The sequence below is a fragment of the Streptomyces sp. NPDC050528 genome (assembly GCF_044457795.1).
Classification (GTDB): Bacteria; Actinomycetota; Actinomycetes; order Streptomycetales; family Streptomycetaceae; genus Streptomyces.
In genome coordinates this window covers 219,456-239,464 of sequence record NZ_JBITHH010000004.1, presented here as the reverse complement: position 1 = coordinate 239,464, position 20,009 = coordinate 219,456, and the positions used below count along the sequence as shown (strand labels likewise).

The 20,009-nt window shown below is 69.7% G+C and carries 20 protein-coding genes; 9 read left to right on the top strand and 11 right to left on the bottom strand.

Annotated elements, in window-relative coordinates:
• Positions 1 to 51: 51 nt before the first annotated feature.
• From ACIBK4_RS15985 to ACIBK4_RS15975, 3 genes are read right to left on the bottom strand one after another with little or no spacing between them, the layout of a single operon-like run.
• Positions 52 to 522 carry a DUF1003 domain-containing protein gene (locus ACIBK4_RS15985; protein ID WP_398995284.1) on the bottom strand — a complete coding sequence of 157 codons (471 nt, stop codon included), beginning with the start codon at positions 520 to 522 and terminating at the stop codon, positions 52 to 54.
• Positions 523 to 560: 38 nt separating this feature from the next.
• Entirely contained in the window at positions 561 to 947 is a 387-nt protein-coding gene (locus ACIBK4_RS15980; protein ID WP_398995283.1) for a PPOX class F420-dependent oxidoreductase, read from the bottom strand.
• A gap of 10 nt (positions 948 to 957) precedes the next feature.
• Complete coding sequence (locus tag ACIBK4_RS15975; RefSeq protein WP_398995281.1) at positions 958 to 1,716, bottom strand: type 1 glutamine amidotransferase domain-containing protein; 759 nt, start codon at positions 1,714 to 1,716, stop codon at positions 958 to 960.
• A gap of 92 nt (positions 1,717 to 1,808) precedes the next feature.
• On the opposite strand from ACIBK4_RS15975, the gene ACIBK4_RS15970 reads away from it, so the two are divergent.
• Both ACIBK4_RS15970 and ACIBK4_RS15965 read left to right on the top strand, forming a co-directional pair.
• Complete coding sequence (locus ACIBK4_RS15970; RefSeq protein WP_398995279.1) at positions 1,809 to 2,804, top strand: hypothetical protein; 996 nt, start codon at positions 1,809 to 1,811, stop codon at positions 2,802 to 2,804.
• A gap of 130 nt (positions 2,805 to 2,934) precedes the next feature.
• Positions 2,935 to 4,302: a S1 family peptidase gene (locus ACIBK4_RS15965; protein ID WP_398995278.1), complete on the top strand. Its 1,368-nt coding sequence runs from the start codon at positions 2,935 to 2,937 to the stop codon at positions 4,300 to 4,302.
• A 146-nt stretch (positions 4,303 to 4,448) separates the two neighbouring features.
• Here ACIBK4_RS15965 and ACIBK4_RS15960 read toward each other — a convergent pair whose 3' ends face one another.
• Positions 4,449 to 4,634, bottom strand: coding sequence for a hypothetical protein (locus ACIBK4_RS15960; protein WP_327399287.1), 186 nt, complete (start codon positions 4,632 to 4,634; stop codon positions 4,449 to 4,451).
• Between the two features lie 99 nt (positions 4,635 to 4,733).
• Positions 4,734 to 5,894 (bottom strand): ROK family protein, encoded by a 1,161-nt coding sequence (locus ACIBK4_RS15955; protein ID WP_398995277.1) that lies wholly within the window; start codon positions 5,892 to 5,894, stop codon positions 4,734 to 4,736.
• 182 nt (positions 5,895 to 6,076) lie between these two features.
• Between ACIBK4_RS15955 and ACIBK4_RS15950 the strand changes: the two genes are divergently transcribed.
• The 4 genes from ACIBK4_RS15950 to ACIBK4_RS15935 are packed head-to-tail and all read left to right on the top strand — an operon-like array spanning position 6,077 to position 10,576.
• A complete protein-coding gene (locus ACIBK4_RS15950; RefSeq protein WP_398995275.1) occupies positions 6,077 to 6,994 on the top strand; it encodes a carbohydrate ABC transporter permease in 918 nt (305 codons plus the stop codon).
• A 15-nt stretch (positions 6,995 to 7,009) separates the two neighbouring features.
• Positions 7,010 to 7,966 carry a carbohydrate ABC transporter permease gene (locus ACIBK4_RS15945; RefSeq protein ID WP_398995274.1) on the top strand — a complete coding sequence of 319 codons (957 nt, stop codon included), beginning with the start codon at positions 7,010 to 7,012 and terminating at the stop codon, positions 7,964 to 7,966.
• A gap of 10 nt (positions 7,967 to 7,976) precedes the next feature.
• A complete protein-coding gene (locus tag ACIBK4_RS15940; protein ID WP_398995272.1) occupies positions 7,977 to 9,320 on the top strand; it encodes an ABC transporter substrate-binding protein in 1,344 nt (447 codons plus the stop codon).
• 56 nt (positions 9,321 to 9,376) lie between these two features.
• Positions 9,377 to 10,576 carry a Gfo/Idh/MocA family protein gene (locus ACIBK4_RS15935; RefSeq protein WP_398995270.1) on the top strand — a complete coding sequence of 400 codons (1,200 nt, stop codon included), beginning with the start codon at positions 9,377 to 9,379 and terminating at the stop codon, positions 10,574 to 10,576.
• Positions 10,577 to 10,619: 43 nt separating this feature from the next.
• On the opposite strand, the gene ACIBK4_RS15930 is transcribed toward ACIBK4_RS15935, so the two are convergent.
• Together ACIBK4_RS15930 and ACIBK4_RS15925 are read right to left on the bottom strand one after the other, a co-directional pair.
• On the bottom strand, positions 10,620 to 11,318 hold the full coding sequence (locus ACIBK4_RS15930; protein ID WP_398995268.1) for a L,D-transpeptidase family protein: 699 nt from the start codon (positions 11,316 to 11,318) through the stop codon (positions 10,620 to 10,622).
• A 125-nt stretch (positions 11,319 to 11,443) separates the two neighbouring features.
• Positions 11,444 to 12,418 (bottom strand): RNA-binding protein, encoded by a 975-nt coding sequence (locus ACIBK4_RS15925; RefSeq protein ID WP_398995267.1) that lies wholly within the window; start codon positions 12,416 to 12,418, stop codon positions 11,444 to 11,446.
• Positions 12,419 to 12,541: 123 nt separating this feature from the next.
• Between ACIBK4_RS15925 and ACIBK4_RS15920 the strand changes: the two genes are divergently transcribed.
• Positions 12,542 to 13,942 carry a pyridoxal phosphate-dependent decarboxylase family protein gene (locus ACIBK4_RS15920; RefSeq protein ID WP_398995266.1) on the top strand — a complete coding sequence of 467 codons (1,401 nt, stop codon included), beginning with the start codon at positions 12,542 to 12,544 and terminating at the stop codon, positions 13,940 to 13,942.
• Here ACIBK4_RS15920 and ACIBK4_RS15915 read toward each other — a convergent pair.
• Positions 13,916 to 14,719, bottom strand: a complete 804-nt coding sequence (locus tag ACIBK4_RS15915) for an SDR family NAD(P)-dependent oxidoreductase (protein WP_398995265.1) — start codon at positions 14,717 to 14,719, stop codon at positions 13,916 to 13,918. The two genes, ACIBK4_RS15920 and ACIBK4_RS15915, sit on opposite strands and share 27 nt — an antisense overlap.
• A 50-nt stretch (positions 14,720 to 14,769) precedes the next feature.
• Between ACIBK4_RS15915 and ACIBK4_RS15910 the strand changes: the two genes are divergently transcribed.
• Positions 14,770 to 15,297, top strand: coding sequence for a hypothetical protein (locus ACIBK4_RS15910; RefSeq protein ID WP_398995263.1), 528 nt, complete (start codon positions 14,770 to 14,772; stop codon positions 15,295 to 15,297).
• Between the two features lie 9 nt (positions 15,298 to 15,306).
• Here ACIBK4_RS15910 and ACIBK4_RS15905 read toward each other — a convergent pair whose 3' ends face one another.
• The 3 genes from ACIBK4_RS15905 to ACIBK4_RS15895 all read right to left on the bottom strand — a co-directional run bounded on the left by ACIBK4_RS15905 (position 15,307) and on the right by ACIBK4_RS15895 (position 18,026).
• Entirely contained in the window at positions 15,307 to 16,221 is a 915-nt protein-coding gene (locus tag ACIBK4_RS15905; protein ID WP_398995261.1) for an SDR family oxidoreductase, read from the bottom strand.
• 87 nt (positions 16,222 to 16,308) lie between these two features.
• Entirely contained in the window at positions 16,309 to 16,938 is a 630-nt protein-coding gene (locus ACIBK4_RS15900) for an MBL fold metallo-hydrolase (protein WP_398995260.1), read from the bottom strand.
• On the bottom strand, positions 16,938 to 18,026 hold the full coding sequence (locus ACIBK4_RS15895) for an S-(hydroxymethyl)mycothiol dehydrogenase (RefSeq protein WP_398995259.1): 1,089 nt from the start codon (positions 18,024 to 18,026) through the stop codon (positions 16,938 to 16,940). Before ACIBK4_RS15895 ends, ACIBK4_RS15900 begins: the two co-directional genes overlap by 1 nt.
• 217 nt (positions 18,027 to 18,243) lie before the next feature.
• Between ACIBK4_RS15895 and ACIBK4_RS15890 the strand changes: the two genes are divergently transcribed.
• Positions 18,244 to 19,998 (top strand): ABC transporter ATP-binding protein, encoded by a 1,755-nt coding sequence (locus ACIBK4_RS15890; protein ID WP_398995258.1) that lies wholly within the window; start codon positions 18,244 to 18,246, stop codon positions 19,996 to 19,998.
• Positions 19,999 to 20,009 lie beyond the last annotated feature (11 nt).

Below are 20,009 nucleotides of genomic sequence, written 5' to 3'. Positions count from 1 at the left end.
CAGCGCGACAACTGCGGCCCCTTCATCGTGCAAGCCAAGTGGCGGGGATGCTCAACTCTGCTTCTGCGTGCCGCCGTTCATCTTGGCGCGGTTCTCGGTGAGGAGTTCCTGGACGCGTTGTTCGACCTCGCGGGGGTCGAGGCCGAGCGCGGCGCCGATGTGGGCGGACCACACCTCGGAGCGGAGGTTGGTCTCGAAGTCGAGGTCGGCGCGGACGTTCTCGCGGGCCGCCTGGCGGTTCTGGCTCACCATGACGAAGGTCGACAGGAAGATGGCCTCCAGGCTGACGATCATCGTGAGGAGCCCGTAGGGGTACGGGTCGAAGATCCCGGCCTGCCCGAGGAGCCCTTCGTTGAGGGCGATCCAGACGGCGAACCAGAAGGCGTGGAGGTAGACGAAGAGCATGGTGCCGGCGAAGGCGGTGATCGCGTCGGCGACCCGGTCCTGGGTGCCGCGCATCCGGGCGAAGACGATCCGCTCCTGCCGCAACGGCAGGTCGGCCGGGTTCAGCGCGGGGTCCACGGGCGCTCCCGGGGTTCGGTGTGCAAGGGGAACCGTCCTCAGGGGGTGAGCGTCACGCGGATGCCGACGGTGCCGTCGAGTCCTCGGCGCAGCCGGCTGCCCAGCAGCGTGATGCGGCCGGTGAGGCCGTACTTCCGCTTGATGAGGGCGCGGTAGTGGGCGGTGGTCTCGGCGTCGACGATCTCGGCGGTGCCCGGGACCGGGCTGCCGGTCGGGTTGCCGCGCAGGTCGCAGGGGCCGACGAGGACATCGGCGCGGGCCCGGATGCGCTTGACCTTCCAGGAGTCGGCGACCGTCCACACGCCGAGGGTGTCGCCGTCGCGCACGACCCACACCGGGGTGGCGACCGGGGAGCCGTTCTTGCGGTAACTGGTGATCAGCAGGTACTGGCCTGCGCCGAGCCGGTCCAGCGGGGTCTCGTCCATGGTCGGCAGTCTAAGCACCCTCGGGGGCCCGCAGCAGATCGAGATACCGGCGGGCGAAAAGGTAGGCGTCGCCGGGCCAGCGCGCCGACAGATAGGTGCCGTCCCGGACGACGAACGCGTGCGTGTCGTCGCTCGCGGTGCCGCGCCGGGTGAGCTCCCTGGGGCCGCGCTCGAACTGCGTGCCGGGATCGTCGAGGGCGGCCCGCACCTCGTCCTCGACGTAGGCCGGGTAGGTCCGGTAGTAGCGCCCGAGACGCCAGGCAGTGCTCAAGTAGGCAGTGCGTTCCATGTACTTGGGCAGACAGGTCGTACGGCGTCCGGCGAGCACGCTGCGGCCGGTGTCCGGGTCCTGGGTCCGGGCCAGCACGAGGACGCCGTGGCAGATCGCGCCGACCGGGCGGCCGAGCCTCCAGAACTCCCCTACCTTGGCGCCCAGTTCAGGGGATCCCAGGTACTGGCGCATCCCGGGCGCGTGTCCGCCGGGCAGCAGCAGTCCGTCGAAGCGGGTCACGTCCAGGTCGGCCCACGCGACCGTGTCGCCGAACTCCGGTGCGGCGGTGAGCTGTTGGTAGAACAGCTTGGGTTCGTCCTCGGCGCCGAGCTGCCCGAAGAGGACCCCGGTCAGCAGCCGGGGGTCCGCGGCAGGCACGGTCCCGGCCCTTTCGGTGGCGAAGACGACCTCGTGCCCGGCGTCGCGGAGCACCCGCCAGGGCACGGCGACCTCGGTGACGTCGAAGTCGCGGTCGGGGACCGGCATCAGCACGCGCATGGGGTCATCATGGCAGCCGGGGCGGGTGTTCATGCCAACGTGAGTGCGCCTGCGGGATGCTGGTCATGAGGCACACGACAGGGGGATGTGCGATGACCGGGAAGCCTGAGAACGGCGCCTTCATGGAGATCGCCTGCGACGAGTCCGGCTCGGACGGCGAGAATCTCACCGGCGGGAACACGGATGTCTTCGCCCATGCCAGTGTGCGGCTGCCCGTGGAGACGGCCGCCGCGTATGTGCAGGAGATCCGGCGCCGGATCCGCTCGCCCGCCGAGGAGTACAAGGCGAACCATCTGCTGCGCGACAAGCACCGGGCCGTGCTGGAGTCGTTCCTCGGCCCCGCCGGACCGCTGCGCGACGGCAACGCCCATGTGCATCTGATCGAGAAGACGTTCTTCGTCGTGGACCGTGCCGTCGATCTGCTCCTCGGCGGAGAGGGCGACGGCACGGAGGCGATCACCCTGTTCCGCGCGGGGCCTCCGACCTTCGGCGGGCACGGCTGGCGCGAATTCCTCGCCGCCGCCAACCAGTTGCTGCGGGTCAGGAACGACGGACCGGCGACGGACCCCGCCGACGTCTTCTTCCGCACGGCCGACGCCCTGCGCGACCTGTATTCCGGTACGACCGCGGGGGTCGTCGTCGGCCGACTCGCGGCCGCCCGCTCGCGCGCCGAGTCCTACCGGGAGCGCATGCGGGACTCCCCGGTGCTGTTCCCGGTGCTCAACCCTCTCCTCCCCGCGATCGTCAGCACAGCCCTGTACTGGCTCGCCGAGGGCCGGCCCGTCCGCCTGGTGCACGACCGGCAGAACATGCTCACCCCGGAGCGGATCGCCTGGATCATGGAGTCGGCCCCGCTGAGCGACGTACAGCTCGTCGCCGCCCGGTCCGACGCGCGGGTTCAGCTGGCCGACTTCCTCGCCGGCATCGCCCGCAAGCTCGCCTCCGACGAGCTGAACGGCCGCGGCGACCCGGCCCTCACCGCGCTGCTGCGCCCGTACGTCGGCACGGATGCCGTCTGGGGCGACGCGGGCAGCGGGCTGCGGCTGGGCACCGTCCTGGCCAACTCGGCCGTGCAGCGCGCCTGTTGACCGCAGGAACCGAAGCCGATCTTCCGTCCGGTGAACAGGAGGGCGCCGGGCCACGTATGGAGGAAGGGCACTCAACGACCGGAGAGCCCCGCGGTGTCGTCACCGCACGTTCGGGGTTCGGGAGCCAGGCATGAGGCACGCACGACGACGGGTCATCCGGCGAGTTACACGGTTGGCGGCCGTCGGCGGACTCCTGCTGGGAGGTGCCATGGTCACCCAGGCGGCCATGGCCAGTGACTCTTCCGGCACGTCCGCCGCCACGCTCAGTGCGCCACAGACACCCGCCGACAAGGGTTCCGCCCTGGTGGCGAAGCTCGGTTCGGCCCGTACGGCGGGCAGTTGGGTCGACACCGGCGGCCGTACGGTCGTCGCGGTGACCGACGAGAAGATGGCGGCCGAGGTGAAGAAGGCGGGCGCCGAGGCGAAGGTCGTGCGGTACAGCATGAACCAGCTGAACTCGGCCGCCACCACGCTGAGTTCGGCGCCGAAGGTGCCGGGCACCGCGTGGGCGATGGACTACCGCAACAACCGGGTGCTGGTCGAGGCCGACAGCAGCGTCTCCGCCACCGCCTGGAACGCGATGAAGAAGGTCGCGACCGCCATCGGCGCCTCGGTCCAGATGCAGCGCACGGAGGGCAAGTTCACGACCCGGATCAACGGCGCGCAGCCCATCCTGTCGACCGGCGGGCGCTGTTCGGCGGGCTTCAACGTGACCGACGGGACGAACGACTTCATCCTCACGGCCGGACACTGCGGACCGGTCGGGTCGATCTGGTTCGCCAACAACCAGGGCGACCAGCAGCTGGGCAAGACGGTCTCCGACAACTTCCCCGGCAGTGACTTCTCGTTGGTGCAGTACGCGAGCGGTTCGGCGGGCGACGGCGCGGACGTCGTCGCGATCGGCAACGGCAGCGGGGTGACCATCACGGGCCTCGCCGACGCGGCCGTGGGCGAGAAGGTGTTCCGCAGCGGCAGCACCAGCGGGCTGCACGACGGCGAGGTGACCGCGCTCAACGCGACGGTGAACTACCCCGAGGGCACGGTCACCGGCCTCATCCAGACCACGGTGTGTGCCGAACCGGGCGACAGCGGCGGCCCGTTGTTCGCCAACGGCATCGCGCTGGGCGTCACCTCGGGCGGCAGCGGCGACTGCACGGCGGGCGGTACGACGTTCTTCCAGCCGCTGACCAAGGCGCTGGCCGCGCTGAACGTGAAGCTGCTGGTGGCGCCGAAGACGGCCGCATCGCCCGCGCCGTCCGCCTCGGCGGCCGGAAGCGCCGCCGCCGGTTCGGTGACGCCCGGGACCTCCGCGCCGGCGACGAACACCACGGCGGCGGGGTCGACGACACTGGCGTCCCGGCTCACGGACCCGAAGAACGTGGGCCCGGGCCTGCTGGTCATCGCGGGAAGCCTGATCGCGCTGGTGGCGACGCGCTGGATCCGCGCCGAGCAGGACCGCAAGGCGTTCCAGCGGCACTACTCGGCGATGTGGGGCTGATCACTCAAGGAAGTTCGACGGGGGCGACCGGGTCGGTCGGGTCTGGATAGAGGGGCTCGACCGGCTGGACCGGGGTCACGAGGATGGCCGGGCGGCGGGAAACCGAAACCGACAACGACACCTGCGTCGGTCGACAGCGGCGGCGCTCAGGCCGCCTCGGCCGGCTGGGGAGCCGCGGCGGCCCACTCCATCACAAGCCGTCGGTACTCCTCGCGCTGCTCGACGCTCAGTGTCCCGCCCGATCGGTGCCACAGGGCCCTGATCTCCTCGTTGACCTCGGCTGCCGATCGCTCGGTGGCTGATTCAACGCTGGTGGACATGGTGTGAAGCATACGTCGCCGAAGGTGAAGGCGATGTGAGTAATCACGAGCTAACCGGACATATCGGACCGTGTTGCTGATCACGTCATCTGTCAAGCCCCGTAACGCAATTCACACCTCGGCCACACCCAGCACCAGCACCTGGATCGCCAACACCGCTGCGCCACGCGCCCAGTCGTGGAAGTCGGACACCTTCGTCTCCACGTCGAGCGGGGCGGCCAGCGGATGCCGGTGGGCGCGGAGCGTGTCGTCCACCGTCTTGCCGGCCACGTCGATCAGGCCGACTCCTTCACCGGCGAGCAGAATCTTCTGCGGCAGCACGAAGTTGGCGATCTGGGCGACCAACGTGCCCAGCGCGCGGGCCGCTTCCTCGATCACGCGGGCGGGCATGGACTCACCGGCGGCGGCGCGGGCGAGGATCTCCTCGTAGGTCAGGTCGAGTCCGGTGGCGGCGCGGATCTGGTAGCGGATGCTGGGGATGGTCAACAGCGAGACGGCGCTGCCCCGTTGACCTGCGGGGGTGATCGGGCCGTTGGGGTTCAGGATCCAGTGCCGGCCGAACCCGCGGTCCTCCTCGGCGTACGGCACGCGCTTGCCGCCGAGGACGAGGCCGTAGCCGATGCCCGCGCCGATGGTGAGGACGACGAAGCGGTCGAGGCCGCGCCCGGCGCCGAACCACGTCTCGGCCTCGACGAGGGCGGCCACGTCGTTCTCGACGACGACCGGCAACCCGGTGCGCTCCTCGACGAGTTGGGCCAGCGGGACGTCGCTCCACTGGAGGAAGGCCGACTCCCCCACCACGGCACGGTCCTGGACGAGTCCGCCGACGCCGATGCCGATACCCGTGAGCGTGGGGAAACGGGCGGTGAGTTCACCGGTCATCTCGCCCAGCAGATCGGCCACTTGGGCGGGATCGTGGGTGGTGAGCGGCCGGTCGAGGCGGGCGACGATGTCGCTCCTGAGGGTGGTGACGACGCCGTAGACCATGTCCTCGGTGACCTTGAGGCCGAGGAACGTGCGCGATTCGGCGACCACGTCGAGGGGTTGGGAGGGGCGGCCCTGGCGGACCTCGGCCGGGCCGCCGCCGTCGGGGACCTCGACCAGCAGGCCGGTTTCGATCAGCGGCTTGGTGAGGCGGGTGAGGCTGCCCGCCGAGAGGTCGAGGCGGCGCGCGAGGTCGGTGCGCGACAGCGGGCCGTGCACGAGCACCTCGATCGCGACGGAGCGTTCACCGGGGCTCAGCGGCTGCCAGCTGGCGGCACGTGTGGTCATGACGGTCACACTCCCACAAGGTTTCCCTCCCCGAGGTTTCTTTTCCTCTGGAAGTAACAGGGTCACTCTACGGCCACAATCCCGCACAGAAAAGATCCTCGCACGGCTATTGACGCCTGGATTCTTTCGTGACGAAAGTAAGTGGCCCGAGGACGAGCCGTCGTAGACAAGGGAGTCTCCAGATGACCATCGCCTCAAGCAGTCCCCCGACCCGTCGGCCGCGGGCCCGTGAAGACAGCGGCGACGGTCGGCTGGCGGCGGTCTTCATCGCACCGGCCCTGCTGGGCTTCCTGGTCTTCCTGCTCTGGCCGACCCTGCGGGGCATCTATCTGAGCTTCACCCGCTTCAACCTGCTGACGCCGGCGAAGTGGGTGGGCCTCGACAACTATGACCGGATGGTCCACGACCCCATCTTCTGGTCGTCGTTGAGGGTCACCGTCGAGTACGTGCTCATCAACATCGGCATCCAGACGGTGGCCGCCCTCGCGATCGCGGTCCTGCTCCAACGGCTCACCCAGTCCGCCGTGTTGCGCGGGATCGTGCTGACGCCGTACCTGATGTCGAACGTCGTCGCCGGCATCGTCTGGCTGTGGATCCTCGACACCCAGCTCGGCATCGGCAACGAGATCATCGGCGGGCTCGGCTTCGACCACATCCCCTTCCTCGCCGACAAGACCTGGGCGATCCCGACGATCGCCCTGATCAACGTGTGGCGGCACGTCGGCTACACCGCGCTGCTGCTGTTCGCGGGGCTCCAGGCCATCCCGGGCGACATGTACGAGGCCGCGAAGGTGGACGGCGCGAGCGAGTGGCGCATGTTCTGGCGGATCACGATGCCGCTGCTGCGACCGGTCCTCGCGGTCGTGCTGATCATGACGGTGATCGGTTCGTTCCAGGTGTTCGACACGGTCGCGGTGACCACCGCGGGCGGCCCGGCGAACGCGACGAACGTCCTCCAGTACTACATCTACGGCTCCGCCTTCGGCCGCTTCCAGTTCGGCTACGCGTCCGCGATGTCCGTGGCCCTGCTGATCGTGCTGAGCGCGATCACGTTCCTCCAGTACCGGCTCACCCGCGCCGGCCAGACCGACCTCGGCTGACCGGAAGGAGTCGACATGGCCACCCTGACCACCACGCCCAACGTGCCCAACACCCCTACGCCCACGGCAAAGCAGGCGATCGTACGGCCGCCCCGGCCGCGCCCCTCCGTCGGCAAGATCGTCGCCTGGATCGCGATGGCCGCGATCATGTTGATCACTTTGCTGCCCTTCTACTGGATCCTGCGCACCGCGCTCTCCACCAACACCGGCCTCGCCGCCCACCCCTCGGACCCGCTGCCGGTCGACTTCACCACCGGCGGCTTCGAACGAGCACTTGGTCTCCAGTCGACCAAGGAGGCGATCGCACAGGGCGGTTCTGGCGGCGGACTGAAGTTCTGGCGCTATCTACTCAACTCGGTGATCGTCTCGACCCTGATCACCGTCTGCCAGGTGTTCTTCTCCGCGATGGCCGCCTACGCCTTCGCCCGGCTCCGCTGGCGCGGCCGGGACCGGATGTTCGGGCTGTTCCTGGCCGGGCTGATGGTGCCGGCGATCTTCACCCTGCTGCCGAACTTCGTCCTCATCAAGCAACTCGGGCTCGTGGACACCCTGTTGGGGATCTCGCTGCCGACGATGTTCATGACGCCGTTCGCGGTGTTCTTCCTCAAGCAGTTCTTCATGAACATCCCGCGCGAGGTCGAGGAGGCCGCGCTGCTCGACGGCGCGGGCAAGATCCGCGTCTTCTTCCGGGTCCTGCTCCCGATGGCGGCCACGCCGGTCCTGACCCTGGGCGTACTGACGTACATCACGTCCTGGAACGACTACTTCTGGCCGCTGATGGTGTCGTACAGCGACAGTTCCCGCGTGCTGTCGGTGGCCCTGGCGATCTTCCGCTCGCAGACCCCGCAGACCGGCTACGACTGGTCGGGCCTGATGGCGGCGACCCTCATCGCCGCGCTCCCGATGCTCGTGCTCTTCGGGGTGTTCGCGCGCCGCATCGTGAGTTCCATCAGCTTCACCGGAATCAAGTAAGGGGCAGGGCATGCGATTTCGTACGGTCATGGCACTGACCGGGGCGCTCGCGCTCTCCCTGACGGCGGGCTGCGCGAAGGGCGACTCCGTGGGCTCGGCCTCGAACACGGTGACGTACTGGCTGTGGGACTCCAACCAACTCCCCGCCTACCAGGCCTGCGCGAAGGGCTTCGAGCGGCAGAACCCCGGACTCAAGGTGAAAATCACCCAGTTGGGCTGGGCCGACTACTGGACCAAGCTCACCGCGAGCTTCATCGCGGGCACCCAGCCGGACGTATTCACCGACCACATCCAGAAGTTCGGCCAGTTCGCCGACCTCAAGGTGCTCCAGCCGCTGGACGACCTCGGCATCGACGCGTCCGCCTATCAGCCCGGTCTCGCCGCCAACTGGCAGGGCCAGGACGGGCACCAGTACGGCGCACCCAAGGACTGGGACACCGTCGCCCTCTTCTACAACCAGAAGATGGCCAAGTCGGCGGGTCTGAGCGCCGAGCAGCTCAACACCCTGTCCTGGAACCCGACGGACGGCGGCACCTTCGAGAAGGCCATCGCCCATCTGACCGTCGACAGGAACGGCAAGCGCGGCGACGAACCCGGCTTCGACAAGCACCACGTCAAGGTGTACGGCATGGCCACCGGGGGCGCCGGTGACTCCGACGGCCAGACCACGTGGAGTCCCTTCACCGCCTCGGCGGGCTGGAACTACACGGACAAGAAGCGCTGGGGCACGCAGTACCAGTACGACAGCAAGACCTACCAGTCGACGGTCAAGTGGTACTTCGGCCTGGCGAAGAAGGGCTATCTCGCCCCGTTCACGGACTACAGCGACGGCGCCAACCCGCCCAACGCGCAGATCGCGGCGGGCAAGGCGGCGACCGCGTTCGACGGCGCCTGGATGATCTCCACGTACGCCGCGGCCAAGGGAATCAAGATCGGCACCACCTACACCCCTACCGGTCCGACCGGGAAACGGGCGACCATGATGAACGGACTGGCCGACTCGATCACCAAGAACGCCCACAACAAGGCGGGCGCGCGGAAGTGGGTGACCTACCTGTCATCGGACAACTGCCAGAAGACCGTGGGCAGTTACGGCATCGTCTTCCCCGCGACCCCGGACGGCACGAAGGCGGCCGTCGCCGCCTACAAGAAGCAGGGCATCGACGTCACGGCCTTCACCCGGCCGGTCGCCGACAAGAAGGACTTCACCACCTTCTCCTTCCCGATCACCAACTACTCGGCGGACGTGTACGCGTTGATGCGCCCCGCCATGCAGGACGTCTACGCCAACGACGCACCGGTCGGCGGCCTGAGCAAGACCAACAAACAGATCAACTTCATCCTCGGCCAGTGATGTTCGTTCAGTGATTTCCGCTCAGGGAAATCCCCGTCAGAGAAGGACACGCACCCATGACGTTCTCCCTCGGCATCGTCGGAGCAGGCCAGTTCTCCGGCCAGTTCGCCCGACTGTTCCAGGCCCACCCGGGCGTGAGCGAGGTCCATGTGACCGACCTCCTGCCGGAGCGGGCGGAGCAACTGGTCGCCGAACAAGGGCTGGCGGGCACTTTCCCCTCCTACGAGGCGATGCTGGAGTCGAAGGCCGTCGACGCCGTCGCGATCTTCACCCAGCGCTGGACGCACGGCCCCCTGGTCCTCCAGGGGCTCGGCGCCGGCAAGCACGTGTACTCCGCGGTCCCCATGGCGATCAGCACGGAGGAGATCGCGGCGATCATCGACGCCGTCAAGGCGACCGGACTGACGTACATGATGGGCGAGACCAGCCAGTACAACCCGGCGACCGTGCACGCCCGCAACCAGATCGCAGAGGGCTCCTTCGGGCGAATTTTCTACGCCGAGGGCGACTACGTCCACGACATGGACCTGGGGTTCTACGAGGCGTACCAGTACAGCGGCGGCGACAACTGGAAGGCCACCGCCAGCTATCCGCCGCTCCTCTACCCGACGCACTCGGTGGGCGGGGTGCTCGGCGCGTGGCAGACGCACGCGGTGAGTGTGTCGGCGATCGGGGTCGTCGACGAGCGCGGGGACGGGGTCTTCGACAAGGACGTCAGCCAGTTCGGCAACGACTTCTCCAACGCCACCGCGCTGTTCGAGGTCGCGGGCGGCGGTTCGTTCCGTACGAACGAGTTCCGGCGGGTCGGCTATCCCTCGCAGATCCGGGAGTCGCGCTTCCGGTTCTTCGGCACGGACGCGAGCATGGAGCAGCTCGCGACGGTGGCCTTCTGGCAGGACAAGAAGGGGGTGCAGGACATCAGCGAGCTGCTGGAGCCCAAGCCCACCATGTCTCCTGACGATCCGTCACTTCAGCACATCGCGCCGGACCTCCGTGCCGCCTTCACCTCCGGCTCGGCGCCGGTGCACGACCGCTCGCGGCTGCCGCGGGAGTTCGACAACCTGCACAACGGCCACGAGGGCAGCCACCACTTCCTGGCGGACGACTTCGTGACCGCGGTCAACTCCCGCACCCTGCCGTCCGTGAACGCGTGGGTCGCGGCCCGCTACACCCTGCCGGGCATCATCGCGCACGACTCGGCACGGCAGGGCGGGGCGAGGCTGGAGATCCCGGACTTCGGGGACGCGCCCGCGTAACGGCACGTCACACCAAGGGAGTTGAGCAAGCCGGGCGCCTATGTCACGTGCCCAGCTTGCGGCCGTACACGAAGACGTCGTCGCCGTTCTTCAGCAGCGACCAGTACTTCTTCGCGGTGGCCGGGGTCATGTTGACGCAGCCGTGCGAGCCCGGCGGGTTCCACATGCTGAGGTTGACGGAGTGGAAGGCCTGGCCGCCGTCGAAGAACTGGCTGTACGGCATCGGCACGTTGTAGATGTTCGAGACGTGGTCGATGTCCCGCCAGTAGATCTTCTTCAGACCGGTGCGGGTCTCGTACCCGTTGCGGCCGGTGCGCACCGGGACCGGGCCGTAGACGAGCCGGCTGCCGTCCTGGATCCAGCTGATCTGGAGCGTGAGGTTGACGCAGGCGATCCGGCCCTTGTTCGTCGGGCACTTGCCGGCCGCGTTGGGCTTGTTGCCCACGGCCTTCTGCTTGTTCATCAGGTCCATCACGCCCCAGGTGACGGACCCGGCGTAACCGATGTTCGGCGTGATGCCGTGCTTGGTCTGGAAGGCCTTGATCGCCTTGCAGTCGGCGGCGGACTGCTTCCCGTCGACCGGCCGGCCCAGGAACTTCTCGACCTGCTTCTGATACGGCCCCGCCTGCGTCGTACAGCTCGTCGCCGCCTGCGCCTGCCCGCCGCCCAGCACCAGCGTGAGCGGTGCCACCAGCCCGGTGATGCCGAGCGCTATGGCGCCTCGTCTGCGTATGTCCCCCATGTCGGACCCTCCCCCTCAGCCTGAACTGCGATCTCTGCCAACTAGACCGGTGTACCCGGGTGGCGGTTGTAGACGCGGACACGCTGCAACGAAACGGTGACTTTCCTCGTCACTCGGTGACATTTTCAGACGCGGACCCGTACCACTCCGTCGGCGTCGGGCATGACAGCGGTGAACAGGGGGACACGTTCATCGGCGTTCATGGACAGGAGCATCGCGGCGTCAGCACCGGACACCCGAGCGGTCAGTTCCGGGAACTCGTCCTCGTGGGCGACGACACTGTGGATCCGGCCGTCCTTGTCCTGCCAGACGCATTCGACCAGGCCGTCGCCGTCGGCGGGAAGAGCGCCGAGGACCGCTTCGACGTCGGAGGACGGGCCGGGCCACACCTCCAGCCGGGCGCGCGGACCGATCCCCGCTCGTACCGTGTCGAGGGTGTCGCGGGTGAGGCGGTGCCAGCGTGAGGCGCCCTCGATGTACGTCTCCTCCAGGAGTCCGGCGCGGCCCGCGTCGACCGACCGGCGCAGCCGAGCCCAGAACTCGTCGTCGCCCGGCGGCCGGACATCCTCGCTGTCGGTCTCCACGTCGTACGGCGAGGCGTCCACGAGTTCCGGGAACAGCCCGAGCGCACGGGTCCGCGCCGACGCCTCCTCGCACGGGTGGCTGCTGCCGATGAAGAGGTACTGGTCCCATCCGACGTGCACCGCCAACGTGCCCTCCACCTCCAGCCGGCACCAGGCGCCGTTGTCGCGCAGCATGATCCGCACCAGCTCCAGCGCGACGTCGAGCGGCACCTCCGCTCCGTCGTGGAAGCCGGTGAGGTCCTTCGGGAAGATCCCGGCGAGCCCGAACCCCTCCACGGGTGGCTCGACGCCGAAGTGGGCCAGGGACACGACCCAGGGCTCGCGGACGGACAGACGGTCGACACCGACTTCGGCGGCGAACGCCTCGACTGCCTGAAGATAGGCCGCCTCGACCTCACCGTGATCGCTGAAGACGTCCTCGTTGCCGGTGTAGTGCCCGTGTTCGTCCCGGTCGGCGGGGTCGTACTTGGTGACGCGGTGGACGTAAGGGAGGTGCACCTCCCCATCCTCCGGCACGGCCCGACACCGCCCAAGGCATTTTCCCCGGCGCCGACCACCGGGGTGGTTCCCGCCGTATCAGGCCAGTTCCCCCGAAGTGGCCCGATACCCCACCCACCGCATCCCCCTACGCTGCCGCCCATGCACCGCACTCTCGCCGACGACCTCTCCCGGCTCCCCGAACTCCTCCAGTCCGCCCGTGACCTCGCCGCCCGTGAGCTGGCCGAGGTCGCCGAGCGGCCGGTCGTCCGGCTCGACAAGGCGCCCGAGCGGGAGCCGTTGCCGGTCGAGGGGGCCGGTGGAGAGGCGGCGCTCGCACGGTTCGGCGAGCGGTGGGCGCCCGGGCTTTCGGGGTCGGCGGGTCCGCGCTACCTGGGCTTCGTGACCGGCGGCGCGACACCCGCGTCGGTCACCGGGGACTGGCTGACCAGTGCGTACGACCAGAACGTGTCCGGCGCGACCGGTTCCTGGGCGGCGGCCCTGGAGCGGGAGACGGTCGGCTGGCTGCGCGAGCTGTTCGGGCTCGGCGAGGCGCACTCCGGGGCCTTCGTCACCGGCGCGAGCGTGTCCAACATGGTGGGGCTCGCCGTCGCCCGCGAGTGGCTCGGCGAGCGCCTGGGCGTGGACGTGTCGCAGGACGGGGCCGCCGCGCTCGGCCCGGTCGACGTGCTCTCCGGCAGCCCGCACTCCAGCGTCGCCAAGGCCCTGTCCGTGCTGGGCATCGGCCGTAACCGGCTGCGCCACGTACCCGTGCTCGCCGACAGACGCGAGGCCGTCGACGTGGCCCAACTCGACGCCGCTCTCGCCGAGTTGAAGGGACGCCCGGCGATCGTCGTAGCGAACGCCGGCACCGTGAACACCGTCGACTTCGACGACCTGCGCGCGATCGCCACCCTCAAGGAACGGCACGACTTCTGGCTGCACGTGGACGCCGCGTTCGGTGGCTTCGCCGCGCTCTCCCCCGCCCACGCCCACCTCGTCGACGGCCTCGACGCGGCCGACTCGGTCTGCGTCGACCTCCACAAGTGGCTCAACGTCCCCTACGACGCGGCCGTCCAGTTCACCCGCCGCCGCGACCTCCAGACCAGGGTGTTCCACAACGCGTCCCCGTACCTGGGCGCACCAACCGGCGACCCCGACTTCCTCCACCTCGCCCCCGAGAACTCCCGGCGCCTGCGCGCCCTCCCCGCCTGGTTCTCCCTCATGGCCTACGGCCGCGCCGGGCACCGCGAGATCGTCGAGCGCAACGTGGCCCTCGCCCACCGGCTCGGCGAGGGCATCGCCGCGCTCCCGGGCCTGCGGCTGTCCGCGCCGGTCCGTCTGAACGTCGTCTGCTTCACGCTCGCCGAGAACCCCACGCACGAGCGAGTGGCCGCCGTCGCGGAAGCCGTCGCCGCCACCGGCGAGGCGTTCCTGACGCCGACGGTCTACGACGGGACACCCGCACTGCGCGCCGCGTTCAGCAACTGGCGTACGTCCGAGGCCGATACGGACCGGGTGCTGGCGGCGCTGGCTTCACTGCCCCTCGGCCCCGCGCTCTGAAAGGGACTGCCGGAACCCGGAGTTGACCGCGGTGAGCCCGCCGTCGACGGCGAGGGTCGTGCCGGTGATCCAGGACGCGTCCCGCGAGGCGAGGAACGCGACGGCCGCGGCGATGTCCTCGGGCTCACCGACCCGGCCGAGCGGGAACAGCCCGCTGACGGCGTCCAGTTGGTCGTCCCGCCCCTCCCACGCGGAGGTCCGCACCGTGCCCGGCATCACCAGATTGACCCGCACGCCGCGCCGTCCGGCATGCCCGGCGAGGGTGCGGGTCAGCGAGGTGAGTCCGGCCTTGGCGGCGCTGTAGGCGTGGTTGCCGAAGTCCTGACTGCCGTTCACGGAACCGATGTTGACGATCGCCCCGCGTCCCGAAGCGACCAGGTGCGGAAGCGCGGCGCGGCAGCAGCGGAAGGTCCCCGTCAGCGTGATGTCGAGGTCACTCGCCCACTCGTCGTCGGGCTCGTCCTCGAAGAGCGGGACGTCGGGCGTACAGTGCGCGGCGCTGTTGACGAGAACATCGAGCGCCCCGAACGACTCGACGGCCCGGGCGACGGCCCGCTCCACCGCCTCCCGGTCCCCCACGTCGCAGCCGAACGCCTCCGTCTCCAGCCCGAGTTCACGCAGTGCCGCCGCCGTCTTCTCCGCCTCGGGCAGATCGACATCGGTCACCAGCACCCGCGCCCCCTCCTCCGCGAGCCGCCGGGAGATGGCCGCGCCAATGCCCCGGGCCGCACCGGTGACGAGAACTCCGTACCCCTGGAAGCGCGTTGTGTCAGTCATGGCCCCGAACGTACTGCCGGAACGATCAACTCGGCAGATACCGTGCGGACATGAACGCCTTCATCCAGCAACTCCCCGCGCTGATCGGTGTCGTGATCGGCGCCCTCGGCTCGTACGTCGCGATCGTCCGGGGCGATCAGGCGAGGTTCCGCCGTGAGCGGGACGCCCGTTGGGAGGAGCGGCGGCTGGAGGTGTACGCCGAGTACGCCCGGTCGCTGAAGAAGTCGGTGACCCTGACCTACCGGGTCGCCTCGCACTTCGGCAACGACCCGCATCCGCACCCCCTGTCCCCGGCCGAGGCGGAACCGCTGCTGGCCGAGGCGACCGTGGACCGGGATCCGCCCGGTGAGGCGCTGCTCCTGCTGGGGAGCACGGAGGTGGTGAACAAGGCACGGGCGTGGGTCGGCGCGGTGATGGCGATGGAGCGGTTCATGCGCGCGGAGACCCACGACCCGCATGCCTGGCGGGAGTTGATGGAGCGTCAGCGCGCCAGACGCGAGGGCTACTACGCGGCCGTACGGGACGATCTGGCGCTCCCGCCGGGCCACTCGGGGCGCTGGCCGGTGACCCAGATCTGACCCCGCACCTCACCGATAGCCGGTCACGTCCGCCGGTTTCCCCGCGTCCTGCACCTCCACCAAGTACCGCCACGCGTCCGGGCGGCTCCCGTCCAGGTCCGTGAAGCCGTACACCGGGGCGAGTCCGCCGCTGGACAGTGACTGCCCGTTCCAGCGGGCCACTTGAGGGTCGGCGGCGAGGGCGGCGACGGCGCGGCCGACGTAGCGCGGGGTCTCCGAGATGGCGAAGTGCGGGACCTGGGCCAGGGCGTCGCGCCAGTTGTCCTCGCGTACGCCGAACTGGTCGAGCATGATCTCGGAGCGCAGCCAGCCCGGGGTCAACGCGACGGCGGTGGCGCCGCGTTGACCGAGTTCGTGGCCGAGGGCGAAGGCCATGCGCAGGACGGACGTCTTGGCGAGGTCGTAGAAGAAGGAGACGCGGTAGGTGTCGCGGTTGTACTCGGCGGTCCCGTCGGTCATCTCGACGACCAGGCCGCCGGACCCGCGCAGCAGCAGGGGCAGCGCGTGGTGGCTGGTGATCGCGTGCGTCTCGACCGCGAGCCTGAGAATGCGGAGCCCTTTGTCGAGGTCGTGTTCCCAGACGGGGGTGTCCCAGGCGAAGAGGTGCTCGCCGCCCCAGATGTCGTTGACGAGGAGGTCGAGGCGGCCCTGTTCGTCGTCGATACGGTCGACGAGGGCGCGTACGGCCGAGGGGTCCAGGTGGTCCGTGGGGACCGCGACGCCCCGGCCACCGGCCGCGGTGACGAGGTCGGCGGTGTCCTCGATCGTCTCGGGCCGGTCGTACTCGGAGCGCCGCGCGCGGGTGCTGCGCCCGGTGACGTAGACGGTGGCGCCGGCCGCGCCCAGTTCCACGGCGATCCCGCGCCCCGCTCCGCGTGTCGCGCCCGCGACCAGCGCGACCTTGCCTTCCAGTGGACCCGGCATGTCCGGCCTCCCGTGCTCGTTCGACTCGCTGTCGTGTCGATCGTGCAGGAGAAGCCGGACACCTTCTGTCGGGTATTCGCCGGTGTCTCAGTGACCCCGCGCGATCCACTCCTCCAGGTGTGCGGCCTCCGCCCCGACCGTCGTCGAGTCGCCGTGCCCGGTGAGCACCTTCGTCTCGGGCGGGAGCGTCAGCAGCCGGTCGCGGATGGAGTCGATGATCGTCGGGAAGTGGGAGTACGACCGTCCCGTGGCACCCGGGCCGCCGTGGAAGAGGGTGTCGCCGGTGAAGACCGTGCCGAGCCCGGCGTCGTACAGGCACACCGCGCCGGGCGCGTGCCCCGGCGTGTGCAGGACCTTCAGGTCGGCGCCCGCGGCCTCGATCACCTGACCGTCGGCGAGATGGGCGTCGGGGTCGCGGTCGGGGTGGGTCTGCTTCCACAGCGGCAGGTCGTCGGGGTGCAGCCAGATCGTGGCGCCGGTGCGGTCCGCGAGTTCGGGGGCCGCGTCGATGTGGTCGTTGTGCGCGTGGGTGCAGATGATCGCGGTCAGCCTGCGGTCGCCGATCGCCGCGAGGATGGCGTCGGCGTCATGGGCGGCGTCGATGACGACGACCTCGTGGTCGTCGCCGACGATCCAGACGTTGTTGTCGACGTCCCAGGTGCCGCCGTCGAGGCTGAACTGCCCGGAGGTGACGAGGTGTTCGATGCGCGCGGCCATCACAGCTCCACCACCGAACGCAGCACATCGCCGCCGTGCATCCGCTCGAACGCCTTCTCGACCTCGTCGAGTTGGATCGTCTCCGTGACGAACGCGGCCAGGTCCAGGCGCCCTTGCTGATGCAGGTCGATCAGCATCGGGAAGTCGCGCGAGGGCAGGCAGTCGCCGTACCACGACGACTTGAGCGAACCGCCCCGCCCGAAGACGTCCAGCAGGGGGAGTTCGAGCTTCATCTCGGGTGTCGGCACACCGACGAGGACAACCGTGCCCGCCAAGTCCCGGGCGTAGAAGGCCTGTTTGTACGTCTCCGGGTGGCCGACCGCCTCGATGACGACGTCGGCGCCGAAGCCGCCGGTGAGTTCGCGGATCGCCTCGACGGGGTCGCTCGTCTTGGAGTTGACGGTGTGCGTGGCCCCCATGGAGCGGGCCTTCTCCAGCTTGCGGTCGTCGATGTCCACGGCGATGATCCGTGCCGCTCCCGCGAGTCGGGACCCGGCGATCGCCGCGTCGCCGACGCCACCGCATCCGATGACCGCGACGGTGTCACCGCGTCCGACGTTGCCGGTGTTGATGGCCGCGCCGATCCCGGCCATGACCCCGCAGCCCAACAGCCCGGCGACGGCCGGGGAGACGGACGGGTCGACCTTGGTGCACTGTCCGGCGGCGACCAGGGTCTTGTCGGCGAAGGCGCCGATGCCCAGGGCCGGGGAGAGTTCCTGGCCGGTCGAGGCGAGGGTCATCTTCTGCTTGGCGTTGTGGGTGTTGAAGCAGTACCAGGGGCGGCCACGCAGACAGGCGCGACAATTCCCGCACACTGCACGCCAGTTGAGAATCACGAAGTCGCCGGGAGCGACATCGGTGACGCCCTCGCCGACCGACTCCACGACGCCGGCGGCCTCGTGGCCGAGCAGGAAGGGGAAGTCGTCGCTGATGCCGCCCTGTTTGTAGTGCAGGTCGGTATGACAGACCCCGCAGGCCTGCACCTTCACCACGGCCTCGCCGGGTCCGGGATCGGGCACGACGATCGTCTCGACCCGGACCGGTTCGTTCTTGCCCGGTGCGATCACGCCGCGTACTTCCTGCGCCATGGTCCTGAACCCTTTCGTCGCCGTTGTCCCTGCCTCCGACCCTACGCGTGACTGATCGGTAAGGGCACTCGGGCGTCCCACAGGCGCCCTCCGACCATCACCTCGGTCCATCGGGACCGAGCGGCCCCGGGCGCACCGTCGACAGCCCAGGATCGCCCGACACCACCCGCGACGGCCGACGTAGCCTGAGTGCTCCGACCGACTCCCGAGGAGCGCCGTGAGCATCGCAGGGACGCAGAGCGGTCCGCCGGCCTGGCGGCTGCTCCTCGACTACGTACGACCGCACCGCTGGGCCCTGTTGGCGGGCGCGCTGCTCTCGCTGGTCACCGGCGGCACCGGGCTGCTGCTGCCGCTGGTGGCGCGGGGACTCATCGACGACCTCTCGCACGACCGGACGATCACCGGGGCGTTGCTCGCCATGTCGGCGCTGGTGGTCGCCAACGCGGCGCTGGGCGGGCTGGGTTCGTACATCCTGCGGCGCACCGCCGAGTCGGTGGTGCTCGGCGCGCGGCGCGCGCTGTCGTCGTATCTGCTGCGGCTGCGGATCAGCGCCGTGGACCGCAGCGAGCCCGGCGACCTGATGGCCCGCATCACCTCGGACACCACCCTGCTGCGCGAGGTCACCACGGACTCGCTGGTCGGCCTGGGTACCGAAGGGCTCATCCTCGTCGCGACCGTGGTGATGATGGGCCTGGTCGATCCGGTGCTGCTCGGCGTCACCCTGGCCGTGATCGTGGGTGCGGGCACCGTCCTCAGCGTGATCGTGCCGCGCATCAACCGGGCCAGCAGACAGGCCCAGGACGCGATCGGCGTGATGGGTGCCTCGCTGGAACGGATCCTCGGCGCGCTGCGCACGGTGAAGGCATCCGGCGCCGAGGAGCGCGAGGAGCGCACCCTGCACGCGGCGGCCGAGGAGTCGTGGCGGCAGAGCGTGCGGGCCGCCAAGTGGGCGGCCGCGGCGGGCAATACGGCCGGTCTGTCGATGCAGGTCGCGTTCATCACCGTCCTCGCGGTGGGCGGAGCGCGGGTGGCGACGGGCGCGATCGACGTCGGCACCCTCGTCGCGTTCCTCCTCTACGTCTTCTACCTCATGCAGCCGATCCAGCAGGTCGTCGGCGCGATCACGCAGTACCAGACGGGCGCCGCCGCCCTCTCCCGCATCCAGGAGGCGCTCCAGCTCCCCGCCGAACTCCCGTCCTCGCCCGCCCAGTTGCCCTCCCCCGGAGCCGAACCCGCGACCCTCGCCTTCGACGACGTCCGCTTCCGCTACGCCGACGACCTCCCGTACGTCCACCACGGCGTGACCTTCGAGGTACCGGCCCAGGGCATGACGGCGTTCGTCGGCCCGTCCGGCGCGGGCAAGACCACCGTGTTCTCCCTCATCGAGCGTTTCTACGACCCCGAGTCCGGCGCGATCACCCTCGACGGCCGGGACCTCGCGGACTGGGACCTGCCCCAACTCCGGTCCGCCATCGGCTATGTGGAGCAGGACGCCCCGGTCCTGTCGGGTTCCCTGCGCGACAATCTGCTCCTCGGCAACCCGGACGCGGACGACGACGCCGTGACCCGCGTCCTGAGCACGACCCGCCTCGACGGCCTGCTCGCCCGGCTGCCGAAGGGCGTCGACACCCTGGTCGGCCACCGGGGCACCCGCCTCTCGGGCGGCGAACGTCAACGCGTCGCCATCGCCCGCGCGTTGCTCCGCCACCCCCGTCTCCTGCTCCTCGACGAGGCGACCTCGCAGCTGGACGCGGTCAACGAAGCGGCCCTGCGCGACACCGTCGCCGATGTGGCCCGTACGACCACGGTCCTGGTCGTCGCGCACCGGCTGTCCACGGTGACAATGGCCGACCGGATCGTCGTCATGGACGCGGGCCGGGTCCGCGCGGTGGGTACGCACCGGGAGCTGGTGGACGCCGATCCGCTCTACGCGGAGCTGGCGGCGACACAGTTCCTGGCGACGGCGGGCTGATCCCGAGGGAC